This window comes from Salinicola socius (genome assembly GCF_001937195.1).
GTDB lineage: Bacteria > Pseudomonadota > Gammaproteobacteria > Pseudomonadales > Halomonadaceae > Salinicola > Salinicola socius.
In genome coordinates this window covers 136,540-149,591 of the sequence record NZ_MSDO01000019.1, presented here as the reverse complement: position 1 = coordinate 149,591, position 13,052 = coordinate 136,540, and the positions used below count along the sequence as shown (strand labels likewise).

Genomic DNA, 13,052 nt, shown 5'->3' with positions numbered 1-13,052 from the left:
TCAACATCCGCTCACAGGGTTCACGATGTCTTGCCACGCTCATCCCGATCGCGATTCCAATCCCGTGCTGCGTCTGGCATCGGCCTCGCCGCGCCGGCGTGAGCTGCTCGCGTCGATCGGCGTGGCGGTGGAGGTCGCGCCTGCGGACATCGACGAGTCGCCGCGTAAGGGGGAATCGCCCGAGCAGTTCGTCTCCCGGTTGGCTCGCGAGAAGGCCAAGGCCGGCCACATCGGTAGTGCGTTGCCGACTCTGGGGGCGGATACCGTGGTGGTCTGCGGCGACGTCGTATTCGGCAAGCCCAGGGACGAAACGCATGCCCGCGAGATGCTGACGGCGCTATCCGGACGAGCGCATCGCGTACTCTCGGCCGTGGCGGTGATCGGCGCTGGCGGGATGCGTGAGTGCCTGGTGGCGACTCAGGTTGTCATGCGTCGAATCGAGGAGGCGGAGATGGCCGCCTATTGGGCAACCAAGGAGCCGGTCGACAAGGCCGGCGGTTACGCGATACAGGGCTGCGCCGCCATCTTCATCGAGCGCCTGGAGGGAAGCTACTCCGCGGTGGTCGGCTTGCCGCTGAACGAGACGGCATCGCTGCTACGGGCCCACGGCGTCGCGCTCTGGGATGGCGCGTTGAACGATGTCGCCTCTGACGCCCGCTGAGCCTGCGCCTTAGGAGAGACCGATCGCCTGTGCCATAATTGTTGCGCGGCCAACCCCGCCCGCCCCGGTAAGGGATGTCGCCGGCGTGCTCGACCAATCTGCAACAAGGATGCCCGCATGAGCGGTGAGGTACTGATCAATCTGACGCCGATGGAGACCCGGGTTGCCGTGGTGGAAAACGGTGTGCTGCAGGAAGCCTTCATCGAACGCAGCCGGCGTCGTGGCATCGTCGGCAATATCTACAAGGGCAAGGTGGTACGCGTTTTACCGGGCATGCAGGCCGCGTTCATCGACATCGGGCTCGAGCGAGCGGCGTTCATTCATGTCAACGAAGTGCTGCCTCCCGATTCGCCGCACGAAGAGCCGGCTTCGATCAGTCATCTGCTCCATGCCGGACAGGCACTGGTGGTGCAGGCTACCAAGGACCCCATCGGGTCCAAGGGCGCGCGGTTGACGACCCATCTCTCCATTCCTTCCCGCTATCTCGTCTACATGCCGGACTCGCCTCACGTCGGCGTTTCGCAACGGATCGAGGATGATGCCGAGCGCGAGCGCCTGAAAGCGCTGGTCGAGAGCGGCAGGATTGCCTTGCCGGACAAGGATTGCGGCGGTTTCATCATTCGCACGGCGGCGGAAGGCGTCGGCCAGGAGGAGCTGTTCGCCGACATGGTCTTTCTGCAGCGGCTGTGGCAGAAAATCGCCGAGCGCCGTGTCACCGCGGAGATCGCGACGCCGATCTACGATGATCTCCCGCTGTTCATCCGCACCCTGCGCGACGTGATGCGCGATCAGATCGAGAAGGTGCGCATCGACTCCCGCGAGAACTACTTCAAGCTCAAGGAGTTCGCCCGGGAGTTCATGCCGACGATGGAGTCGCGGATCGAGTATTACCCCGGCGAGCGGCCGATCTTCGATCTCTACAGCGTCGAGGACGAAATCCAGAAGGCGCTGGGGCGCAAGGTGCAACTGAAGTCCGGCGGCTATCTGGTCATCGATCAGACCGAAGCGATGACCACCATCGACGTCAATACCGGTGGTTACGTCGGGCACCGCAACCTCGAAGAGACCATCTTCAAGACCAATCTCGAAGCCGCGACCGCCATCGCACGCCAACTCCGGCTGCGCAATCTCGGTGGCATCATCATCATCGATTTCATCGACATGGAAGAGCTGGAGCATCAGCGTCAGGTGCTGCGCGTGCTCGAGAAATCGCTGGAGCGGGATCACGCCAAGAACAAGCTGACCGGCGTCACCGAACTGGGGCTGGTGCAACTGACGCGCAAGCGCACGCGCGAGAGCCTGGAGCAGACCCTGTGCGAGCCTTGCCCGACCTGCCTTGGACGAGGATCGCTGAAGACGCCGGAGACGGTCTGCTACGAAATCTTCCGCGAGATTCTGCGTGAAGAGCGGGCCTATGCGCCGGAAACCTACATGGTGCTGGCATCGCAGTCCGTGGTCGACCGACTGCTGGACGAAGAGTCCGCCGCCGTGGCCGATCTCGAGTCCTTCATCGGCAAGACCATTCGTTTTCAGGTCGAGGCCCACTATTCCCAGGAACAGTACGACATCGTACTGATGTGAGCCGATGAGTCGTCTGCAAAACTCTCGTTTGCGTGTGACGGGGCGCTGGCTACTGACGCTGGTCGCCCTCGTTGCCATCGTCATCGCCGTTCTCGTCAGCGGCGTCCGGCTGGCTGCATGGCAGATCGACCGGCTGAGTCCGTGGCTTGTCTCGACGCTGGAGAGCCAGCTGGACGCGCAGGCAGGGCTCGGCCATGTGTCGCTCGCGGTTCACCGCTGGAACCCCCACCTGGCGCTGGATGATCTCCGCCTGACGAGTCGCGGCGGACAGCCGCTGCTCAGTGTCGACCACGCCGCTGGGCGCCTCGAGACGCTGGCGAGCTGGCGCCTCGGTGCGCCGGTCATTCGGGGCGGCGACATCGAGGGCATGACCCTTCATCTCTATCAGCGGGACGACGGCCAGTGGGCCTGGCCGGATGGCGCCGGTAGCCGCTGGTTTGGCGGCCCCGAGGATTCGACGTCGTCGCGACAATTGCCCGGTGTCGATGACTGGTTGCAGATGCTGATGCGACAGCAGGCGCAGCTCGAGGATGTCACACTGGTGCTGCATGGCCAGCGCGAGCAGGCGCGGGTTTCGATATCGCAACTGACGTTGGCCAGCCGTGATGGCGAGGCGTCGATTCAGGCAAAGCTGACCGCCGGAAGCCACAACGCCGGCCAGCTGCACGTGACGATCCAGCGTGATGACCCACAGCACGATGCCGCTGGTGATGCCGGTCACCCCGAGGCCCGCTTCGTCGGCGAGCTCGATCTGGCTGCACTGTCACCGTCGCTGGCCGCAGCGAGTTCGGGCTGGCCCAAGGCGCTGGGCGAGATCGAGGGACAGGCTTCGGTGGCAGGAGCGTGGCGTGATGGCGGGTTGCGGCGTGGCCGACTGTCACTGGATATCCCCCGTTTGCAGGTCAATGACACGGCGAACGAGGTTTCCGAGACGCTGACGAACCTGGGGTTCGATGCAGGGCTGGATCGCGACGCCAGCGGTCGCTGGCAGGCCTGGGTGAATGATCTGCGGCTATCTCATGACGGACTGTCGGTCATCGACTGGCCGCAACAGCTGCAGGGGCAGTCCACCGATAGCGGCTGGTGGCTGCGCAGCGCGCCTTTCGATCTGGCCGGCGTGACCGATTATCTCCGCTATCTGCCGCTGCCGTTCGAACTGTCCCAGACGCTGATCCAGCTCGATCCACGCGGTCATGTCGCGGGTCTGGAAGTCGGACGGGATCACGGAGAGTGGTACGCGCAAAGCGCCCTGGAGAACGCTTCGGTGACGGCCTGGAACGAGATTCCCGGCGGCGGTCCTGTCGATGCCTGGGTCTCCTATCGCGGTCGCGGCGGTACGGTGACCTTCTCAGGGGGCGAGGGAACCGAATTCTCGATTCCCACCGTCTACGCCGACCCGCTGGATCTCTCTCACGCCAGTGGTCAGGTCGACTTCGCATTGACGCAGCAGGGCGCGGTGCTCAGTGGCGAGAATCTCGAAGCCGGGTGGCGAGGTGCCAGCGCCGAAGGGCGATTCGGTCTGACGCTCTACGATGCCTCGGACAAACCCGGCACTTTCATGCTCGATCTCGATTTCGCCGATGCCGATGCGCGAAACTCCCGCCTGCTGTCGTGGTTACCCACCCGCGTGATCGATGACGCGCAGCTGCGTGAGTGGTTCGGCGGCGACATCGGCGGCATCGTCAAGCAGGGCAAGCTGGGGCTTTCGGTCACCCTGAGCGACAAGGAGGCGCCCGAGGGCCAGATGTTCGTCAATCCGGACGACTACTTCACGCTGTCGCTGAACGTGGCCGACGGACGTCTTCAGTACGCCCCGGACTGGCCGGCGCTGGAGCGGGTCTATGGCCATCTGCAGATGCAGAACATGGATCTCGATGCCGAGATCGATCATGCCACCAGCCACGATCTCACCACTCGAGACGCCACGGTCAAGCTGGCCGACAAGCAGTTGACCGTCGATGGCGATATCAGCGGCAGCACCGCCGGCGTGCTGGATTTTCTCGCCCACGCCCCGCTGGAGACCATGAGCGAGACCTTCGGGCTGTGGCAGAGCGAGGGAAGCGTCGACGCCAAATTGCACCTCGACATGCCGATGGATGAGGAGAGCGATGCCGAGACCGATATGAAAGTCGATGTTCAGGGCCAGGTCGATGCGAGATCGCTGACCTTCCCCGAGCTGAAGCTGACGCTCGATGACATAGACGGTGGTCTGCATTATCGCCGCGAACGAGGCGAGGACTACGTCAATGGCGACCTCGACGCGCGCGCCTTCGATGGGCAGACGAAGGCACACTTCAACGTCGGTGGCTATCAGCGTGGCGCCAGCGGTATCGCACTGGAGGGGCAGGTGCAGGGAAGCGGTCTACTGGAATGGGCGGGTGTTTCCGGTGTCGACGGTCTCCTCGATGGTTCGTTTCCCTATCAAGCCAGCATGAATTTCGACGATCAGAACAACGTCAGCCTGACCCTGCGCAGCGAACTGCAGGGATTGGGCGTATCGCTGCCACCGCCATTCGGCAAGGCGCCGGATGCCAGGGAGCCGCTGGCGATCGATGCCGATATCGCTGCCGGTACGGGGGCGGTGACATTGGCTGACTGGGGCCATGCGCGCTGGCGCACGATCGAGGATCAGGCCCAGGGGCAGGTGTGGCTGGAAGGCTGGCCGGGTGAGCCGGCCGCCTGGCCCAGCAAGCCGGGTTGGTATGTATTGTGGCGCCCCAACCGGCTGGATACGCAGCGTTGGGTGCAGGCGTTGACCCAGCTCAAGTCTAGCGATTCGACGTCGACGCCTCGAAGCGATGTCGAGACCACGCTGGAAGACGATGTCGTCGACCCGAACGCGCTGCCTGTGAAAGACGGCGGAGGGCTCAAGCGAATCGCGCTGTCGACGCCGTGCATTCTGGTGGATGGCCGCTGTCTCGGTGGCCTGCAGGCCGATGTCGCGCCGCTCTCCAACGGCTGGCGTCTCTCTCTCGACGGTGAGATTGCCGCCGGCCAGGCGAGCTGGCAGCCACAGGACGAGATGCCGATCGACGTCGATCTGACACGACTCAATCTGGATGCGTTGACGCCGGACGAAAAGGACGAGAAAGGACAGGGCGAGGCCGCAAGCCTGATGGAGCAGATCGAAACCGCGCCCCATCCGATTGCACTGCCTTCGGGGCTTGCCAAGGTGCCGGCGGGGCAGCTGCGTGTTGCCGAGTTCGAGCGCAAGGGCGAGCGGTTCGGCCCGCTGGAAGCCACCTGGCACGCTGACGATCGGCATCTCACCGTCGCTCCGTTGACGCTGTCGCTGGGTGAGTTGGATCTCGCGGGGTCCCTCGACTGGGAGGCCTCCGGAAGCGCCAGCCTGAGTCGGGCCCAGATGAAAGTCAGTGGCGGTGATGTCGGTAGTGCGTTTCGTGTGCTGGGCCAGCAGGTCCCGATCACCAGCGACAATGTCACAGCCGATGCGCAGCTCTCCTGGCCGGGTGCGCCGTGGCAGTTTGCCCTGCCGCTATCGACGGGACGGGTTCAGGCGACGCTGGGGAAAGGGCGATTGCGCCAGATTCATTCATCGGGGGCCAAGCTGGTGGGGCTTTTCAATCTCGACAATATCCTGCGCCGCCTGCAGCTGGACTTCTCCGACGTGACCAGCGGCGGGACCTCTTTCAATCGCCTCAACGGCAGCGCTACCCTGTACAACGGGCGGCTGCAGACCGAAGGACCGATCGTGATCGACGGCACCGCGACGCGCTTCACCCTGGCCGGCAGTGTCGATCTCAACCGTCAGACGATGGATCAGCGGCTCGGGATCACCGTTCCCGTCAGTCAGAACCTGCCGTTGGTCGCGATCATGGCCGGGGCGCCCCAGGTCGGCGTGGGTCTATTCGTGTTCGACCAGCTGTTCGGCCGCTGGCTGGATCGTGCCACACAGATTTACTATCGCATCGAGGGCCCCTGGTCCTCGCCGAACATCAACTTGGAAAGTGCCCAATGACTCAGAGCCCGATGAGACAAACGAGTGATGACGCCTTGAAACAGGCGTCGACGCTGTTGCTGGCCCCCGGGGGGCTGGACGTGGATTCGCTGGATGTCGGTCTGGGCCACGCCATGGGCGCCGGCATCGATTACGCCGATCTCTTTTTCCAGCGTACCTGGCACGAGATGTGGGTGCTGGAGGACGGGGAGGTCAAGGACGCCAGTTACAGCATCGATGGCGGTGTCGGGGTGCGCTCGCTCTCCGGCGAGAAGACCGGCTTCGCCTATTCCAGCCAGATCAGCCAGGACGCGCTGCTGGATACCGGCCGCACCGCTTCCGGTATTGCTCGCAGTGGGGAGCGGCGCAAGGCCGCGCCGATCCAGCTCGCGGCGGCGACGTCTCGCTATCAGGGCGTCGATCCGCTGAGCGGACTGAGCGCGGAGGACAAGATCGCCATGCTCAAGCAGGCGGATCGCGTGGCGCGGGCGGCGGATCCTGCCGTGACCCAGGTCAGCGCGTCGTTGACCGGCGTCCATGAGGTGGTGCTGGTGTGTGCCAGTGACGGCACGCTCGCGGCCGACATTCGTCCGCTGGTGCGTTTCAATGTCAATGTGATCGTGGCAAAAGAGGGACGGCGCGAGCGCGGCAGCGCCGGCGGGGGCGGTCGTTATTCCATGGAGCGGCTGCGTGACGAGAACGTGGCCGATGTCTATGCCAAGGAAGCCGTGCGCCAGGCGCTGGTCAATGTAGACGCGGTTGCCGCCCCGGCCGGCCAGATGCCGGTGGTGCTGGCCAATGGCTGGCCGGGCATCCTGCTGCATGAGGCGGTGGGTCATGGCCTCGAGGGTGACTTCAACCGCAAGGGGAGCTCCTCCTTCGCCGGCCGACTGGGTGAAAAGGTCGCCGCCAAGGGGGTCACGGTGGTCGACGACGCGACGCTTGCCGATTGCCGCGGATCGCTCAGTATCGACGACGAGGGAACGCCGGGCCAGTACACGCCGTTGATCGAGGACGGAATCCTGACCGGCTACATGCAGGACAAGCTCAATGCCAGGCTGATGGGCATGAAGCCCACCGGCAACGCGCGCCGTGAATCCTATGCGCACGTCACCATGCCGCGAATGACCAATACCTACATGCTGGCGGGAAGGGACGATCCGGAAGAGATCGTCAAAAGCGTCAAGCGTGGCCTCTATGCGGTCAGTTTCGGTGGCGGCCAGGTGGATATCACGTCCGGCAAGTTCGTATTCTCGGCTTCCGAGGCGTATCTGATCGAGGACGGCCGGATCACGGCGCCGGTCAAGGGGGCCACGCTGATCGGCAATGGTCCCGAGGCGATGTCGCATGTCTCGATGATCGGCAACGACATGGCGCTGGATAGTGGCATCGGGATCTGCGGCAAGGAAGGGCAGGGCGTGCCGGTCGGCGTGGGCCAGCCGACACTGAAGCTGGACGAGATCACGGTCGGTGGTACCGCATCCTGACGCCGACGAGCCTGTCCTTCGGCCGCGCCGCACCCATCCGGTGCGGGCGGCTCAAAGCCCGGCGGTGTCGCGGATCAGCTGGAACAGTTTGCGCGAACTGGCGGGTGGCTTGCCGCGCTGCTTCTCGCTGCGCGCGTTGCGAATCAGCTGGCGCAGGGCTTGGCGATCGACCTGGGGATGCGCATCGATGAACGGCTCCAGCGCGTCGTCATCGTCGATCAGCCGATCGCGTTGCTGTTCGAGGCGGTGGAAAGCGGCATTGCGCTGGACATGTTCCTGGTCGATCTCCTCGAAGGCGGCACGAATCGCCTCGCGATCTTCCTTGCGCATGACCTTGCCGACATACTGCATGTGGCGGCGGCGCCCTTCGTGGGAGCGAACTCGGCCGGTTTCCTCGACAGCCTCGCGCATCTCGTCGGACAGTGGCAGCCGGGCACGGACGGCGGAGTCAAGCGCGATGATACGCTCGCCTAGTGCCTGCAGCTCCTGCATCTCTCGTTTGAGCTGGCTTCTACTGGGAGGCGCGTCGTCCTCGAAAGTCATCTCGTTATCCGATTTTCTACCCATGTTTCTGACCAAAGCGACGAATGAGGGCAGCAGTATATCAGTGCGATTCGTCTCGCCAACGCCTGTTGTCCCTTTGGCGTGCGACCGATGGTCCACGGCATCGATGATCCGCGCTGTCAGTGGGCCGATCTTTGCCATCGAGCCGCACGGCTCAGGTGTTTATATTCCAAGTTCTTATGTTCGAGTTTCATGAATCAGGAGTCTGAGATGAGCCAAGCCTTCAATGCCGAGGCGCAGCAGTCGCGTCTCGAAGAGCGTGCCAGCATGGCGCTGGAACTCGCCAAGAGACTGGGTGCGGACGCCTGCGAGGTCGGCGCCAGCGTCGACCAGGGGTTGGGTGTGAGCGTGAGACTCGGCGAAACCGAGACCGTGGAACTGTCCCGCGATCAGGGCATCGCGGTTACGGTCTACGTGGGCAATCGCAAAGGCAATGCGTCCTCGTCCGACGCCGGCGATGCGTCCATACGCGCAGTGGTCGAGAAGGCGATCTCGATTGCGCGTTATACCGGTGAGGATCAAGCGTCGGGACTCGCCGATGCTGCGCTCATGGCCACCGACCAGCCGGACCTGGATGTCCATCATCCGTGGGCGCTGAGCACCGACGAGGCGATCGAACTGGCACTGCGCTGCGAGAGCGCGGGGCGTGAGCGGTCGGGTATCACCAACTCCGAAGGAGCGAGCCTGTCCTCCTCGGAAGTGGTCACGGTCTATGCCAACAGCCATGGCTTCCTGGGTAGCAAGCGAGGCACGCGCCACTCGCTCTCCTGTCTGCTGATCGGAGGAAGCGGTGATGCCATGCAGCGCGATCATGACTTCACCACCGCTCGCAAGGCCAGTGACCTGGCGAGTCCGGAATCGGTGGGTATCAGCGCCGCGGAACGGACCCTGAGTCGCCTGGGCGGGCAGCGCCCCAAAACCGGGCGGCTGCCGGTCCTGCTGGCGCCGGACATGGCGCGCGGACTGGTCGGCAACCTGCTCAACAGCATTGCCGGGGGGGCGCTCTACCGCGAGTCTTCGTTTCTCTGCGACCAGCTGGGCGAAACGCTGTTCCCCGAGTGGTTCTCGCTCGGCGAGCACCCGCGGGAGATGGGTGGCATGGCGAGTGCTGCGTTCGACAGTGATGGCGTGGCCACGCGTGACAACGTGTTCATCGAGCGGGGCAGGCTGGCGAGTTACATGCTGGCGGCTTACAGTGCCCGCCGGCTGGGACTGCAGACCACCGGCAACGCTGGCGGTGCGCGTAACGTCCGCATCCAGGCACCGACGGTCTCGCTGGAGAGCCTGATGCAGCAGATGGGCACCGGCATCATGGTGACCGAAATGATGGGGCAGGGGCTCAATCCGGTTACCGGTGACTATTCGCGGGGCGCGGCAGGCTTCTGGATCGAGAATGGCCGGATCTCTCATCCGGTAGAGGAGTTCACGGTGGCGGGCAATCTGCGCGAGATGTTCGCCGGTCTGCAGGGCGTGGGCGACGATGTCGACCGTCGCGGAAGTGTTCAGACCGGAAGCTGGCTGCTCGATTCGATGACTATCGCGGGGCAGTAAGCGCGATCAGGAGCGAGAACGAGAGCCAGCGACAGTCGCCAGTCGTCGCTGGCTCTCCCGTTGCCAGTGTCGGCGTGCGGCGCTTCCGGATTCCGCGCCTTCGGCTTCAGCCGTCGAGCCGATCCCTGATATAGGTGATCTCGGTGCGACCATGCGGCGCCGGGGTGCCGTCCTCACCGAGATTCACGAATACCATCCTGTCGATGGTGAGGATGCTCTTGCGCGTGATCTTGTTGCGCACGTGGCACTCCAGCGTGATCGAGGTGTTGCCGAAATGAGTGGCGGTGATGCCGAGTTCGATGATGTCGCCCTGGCGGGCACTGGAGACGAAGTTGATCTCGGAGATGTACTTGGTCACCACCTGGGCGTTGCCCAACTGAATGATGGCGTAGATCGCCGCTTCTTCATCGATCCAGCGCAGCAGACTCCCGCCGAACAGCGAACCGTTGGGATTGAGGTCTTCGGGCTTGATCCATTTGCGGGTGTGGAAGTTCATGTGAGGTTCCTCGCTGACCAGAGCTGCTTGAAGGGGCGCTGAAGGGGGCGATGTCCCGCTACAGATAGAAGACCGTCGCCAGCCCCAGAAAGGCGACGAAACCGACCACGTCGGTAATCGTTGTCAGCAGGACGCCGCCGGACAGCGCCGGATCGATCTTGAATTTCTTGAGCATGACCGGAATCAGGGTGCCGGCCAGCGTCGCCACGGTGAGGTTGATGACCATCGCCATGGCAATGATCTGGCCTAGCCGGATATCGTCGAAGCGGAAGACGGACATGGTGCCGACGACCACCGCCCAGATCAGGCCGTTGGTCATGCCGACGAGCAGCTCGCGGACCAGTAGCCAGCGGACATTGGCGCCGGAAACGTGCCCGAGCGCGATCCCGCGAATCAGCACGGTCAGGGTCTGTGAACCGGCGATGCCGCCCATGCTGGAGACGATCGGCATCAGTACTGCGAGTGCCGCGATCTGCTGAATGGTGTCTTCGAAGAAACCGATGGCGATGGAGACGATGGTAGCCGCGATCAGATTGATGCCGAGCCAGAACGCGCGGCGACGGCTGGTCTTGAGCGCTGGCGCAAAAGTGTCTTCGTCCTCGTCGAGACCCGCCATGCTCATGACCTGGTGCTCGGCGTCCTCGCGAATGACGTCGACTACGTCATCGATAGTGATTCGGCCGAGCAGCTTGCCGTCGATACCGACCACCGGCGCCGATATCAGATCGTGCTTCTGGAACAGTGTCGCGACATCACTATCCGAGGCGGTGGCCTGGATCGCGTGGAAATCGGTCTCCATCACCTCGCGCACCAGCACCGAGATATCCGAGACCAGCAGCCGGTTGAGCGACAGGATGCCGATCAATTCATCGCGTCGAGTGACGACCAGCAGGGTATCGGTAGCATCCGGCAGTCTTTCGTGACGGCGCAGGTAACGCAGGACGACATCCAGCGTGATGTCCGGGCGGATGGTGATCGCGTCCGGGTTCATCAGGCCGCCGGCGGTGTCCTCCGGGTAGGAGAGAACCGCTTCGACCCGCTGACGCTCCTGCGCCTCCATCGACTGGAGGACTTCCTGGATGACCTTGTTGGGTAACTGCTGCAGCAGGTCGGCGAGGTCGTCGACGTCGAGGCCTTCGGTTGCCGCCAGCAGCTGTTCCGCGTCCATGCGGTTGAGGAATTCGATCTGGACGTCGTCACCCAGATACTGCAGCACGTCACCGTGCAGCTCGGGATCCAGCAAGCCCCACAGGATCTCACGCTCTTTGGGTGGCGAGGACTCGAGCAGGTGAGCGACGTCCACCGGTGCCAGACCACGGTTGAGCATGCGCCGCGCTTGATCCAGCGCGCCGCTCTCCAGCGCTTCGTTGAGCTTGGCCAGCCGGGGCTGCAGCTTTTCCGGATTGTTGCTCATCCTGAACGGTCATCCTTGAACGACTGGCGATAGGCCGAACATTCTACCATCGTCGGAGGAAATGACGAGGATGGAAAACGCTGTTCACGAACGATGCCGATGGCTGTGAGCGTCACTCGTCCTCGTGGAAACGCGCTTCGAACAGGCCGACGATCGCATCCATGGCAGCGTCGGCATCGTCGCCTTCGGTCACCACGGTCAACTCGGTGCCGCAAGGCGCGGCGAGCATCAGAAGGGACATGACATTGGCGGCATCGGCCTGGCGTTCGCGATGGTGGACGGCAACGCGAACGGCGAAGGGTTGGCAGCATTGAACCAACTTGGTGGCCGCGCGGGCATGTAGCCCGCGGCGATTGGTCAGGCGAAGTTCACGTGTCGGCATCGCGCTTGGGGGATCCTGCGTTTTGTAGTGGTGCATCCTGCAACGCTGTCTCTCGCGGCCTCGATGCTGGCGAGAGGGCGGTCTGGATACCGAGTTCGCGATGACGAAGTCGGATGTCCGCGGATTCGTGATGAAAGTGGCGAGCCAGGCGCTCGATCAGGTAGACCGAACGATGCTGACCGCCGGTGCAACCGATGGCCACCGTCAGATAGCTGCGGTGGCTGGCCAGATAGGCCGGCAACCAGCGATCCAGCCAGGCATGGATATCACCGGCCATGGCGTGGACGTCGGAATAGGACTCGAGGAATTCGACGATCTGGGGATCGCGGCCATCGAAGGCGCGCAAGCCCGGGTCCCAGAACGGATTGGGCAGGCAGCGGGCGTCGAACACCATGTCGGCGTCCAGCGGAACGCCTCGCTTGAAGCCGAAGGATTCGAAGGTCAATGTCAGACGACCGCCGGTATGCCGCGCGACCTGCTCGCCGATTCGCGCACGCAGGTCATGCACCGAGAGTCCTTGAGTGTCGATCACCAGGTCGGCCATGCGGCGAATCGGTGCCAGGTACTCCTGTTCGTGATCGATCGCTTCGGCCAGCGTCATGTCGTTGCCGCGAGTCAGCGGATGACGACGGCGGGTGGCCGAGTAGCGCTCCAGCAGGATCTTGGCATCGGCGGTGAGATAGACGACCTGAGTGTCGATTCCGCGTTCCCGTACCGCGTCCAGCAATACGGGGAAGCGCTCGAGCGCTTCCGGCAGGTTCCGTGCATCGATGCTGACTGCCACGTTAGGGCGCGTTGGCGGCGCGCTGCGAAGTTCATCGATCAGTGGCGCCAGCAGGTTGGCGGGAAGATTGTCGATGGCGTAGTAGCCAAGATCCTCCAGTGCCTGCAGGGCGATCGACTTGCCCGAGCCGGAGCGACCGCTGATGATGACCAGTTGCATGCGTAATGTGTCCCG

The 13,052-nt window shown here is 63.7% G+C and carries 10 protein-coding genes; 5 read left to right on the top strand and 5 right to left on the bottom strand.

Annotation, left to right across the window (positions count from 1 at the left end; all coding sequences use genetic code 11):
- Positions 1-25 precede the first annotated feature (25 nt).
- From BTW07_RS13080 to tldD, 4 genes are all read left to right on the top strand, one after another.
- A complete protein-coding gene (locus BTW07_RS13080; RefSeq protein WP_075570609.1) occupies positions 26-661 on the top strand; it encodes a Maf family protein in 636 nt (211 codons plus the stop codon).
- Positions 662-778: 117 nt separating this feature from the next.
- Positions 779-2,242 (top strand): ribonuclease G, encoded by a 1,464-nt coding sequence (gene rng / locus BTW07_RS13075; RefSeq protein WP_075570608.1) that lies wholly within the window; start codon positions 779-781, stop codon positions 2,240-2,242.
- 4 nt (positions 2,243-2,246) lie between these two features.
- Complete coding sequence (locus BTW07_RS13070; RefSeq protein ID WP_075570607.1) at positions 2,247-6,221, top strand: YhdP family phospholipid transporter; 3,975 nt, start codon at positions 2,247-2,249, stop codon at positions 6,219-6,221.
- Positions 6,222-6,232: 11 nt separating this feature from the next.
- Positions 6,233-7,687: a metalloprotease TldD gene (tldD, locus tag BTW07_RS13065; RefSeq protein WP_075570639.1), complete on the top strand. Its 1,455-nt coding sequence runs from the start codon at positions 6,233-6,235 to the stop codon at positions 7,685-7,687.
- 51 nt (positions 7,688-7,738) lie between these two features.
- On the opposite strand, the gene yjgA is transcribed toward tldD, so the two are convergent.
- Positions 7,739-8,230 carry a ribosome biogenesis factor YjgA gene (gene yjgA / locus BTW07_RS13060; RefSeq protein WP_083941849.1) on the bottom strand — a complete coding sequence of 164 codons (492 nt, stop codon included), beginning with the start codon at positions 8,228-8,230 and terminating at the stop codon, positions 7,739-7,741.
- A 231-nt stretch (positions 8,231-8,461) separates the two neighbouring features.
- Here yjgA and pmbA point away from each other — a divergent pair, with 231 nt between their 5' ends.
- Positions 8,462-9,802: a metalloprotease PmbA gene (pmbA, locus tag BTW07_RS13055; protein WP_075570606.1), complete on the top strand. Its 1,341-nt coding sequence runs from the start codon at positions 8,462-8,464 to the stop codon at positions 9,800-9,802.
- Between the two features lie 106 nt (positions 9,803-9,908).
- Here the strand turns inward: pmbA and BTW07_RS13050 are convergent, their stop codons facing one another.
- The 4 genes from BTW07_RS13050 to rapZ form a co-directional block, all read right to left on the bottom strand.
- A complete protein-coding gene (locus BTW07_RS13050) occupies positions 9,909-10,298 on the bottom strand; it encodes an acyl-CoA thioesterase (RefSeq protein ID WP_075570605.1) in 390 nt (129 codons plus the stop codon).
- A 58-nt stretch (positions 10,299-10,356) separates the two neighbouring features.
- Positions 10,357-11,712, bottom strand: a complete 1,356-nt coding sequence (gene mgtE, locus BTW07_RS13045; RefSeq protein ID WP_075570604.1) for a magnesium transporter — start codon at positions 11,710-11,712, stop codon at positions 10,357-10,359.
- 112 nt (positions 11,713-11,824) lie between these two features.
- Positions 11,825-12,094: an HPr family phosphocarrier protein gene (locus tag BTW07_RS13040; protein ID WP_075570603.1), complete on the bottom strand. Its 270-nt coding sequence runs from the start codon at positions 12,092-12,094 to the stop codon at positions 11,825-11,827.
- Positions 12,081-13,037, bottom strand: a complete 957-nt coding sequence (gene rapZ / locus BTW07_RS13035) for an RNase adapter RapZ (RefSeq protein ID WP_075570602.1) — start codon at positions 13,035-13,037, stop codon at positions 12,081-12,083. The genes BTW07_RS13040 and rapZ overlap by 14 nt, the downstream gene beginning before the upstream one ends.
- Positions 13,038-13,052 lie beyond the last annotated feature (15 nt).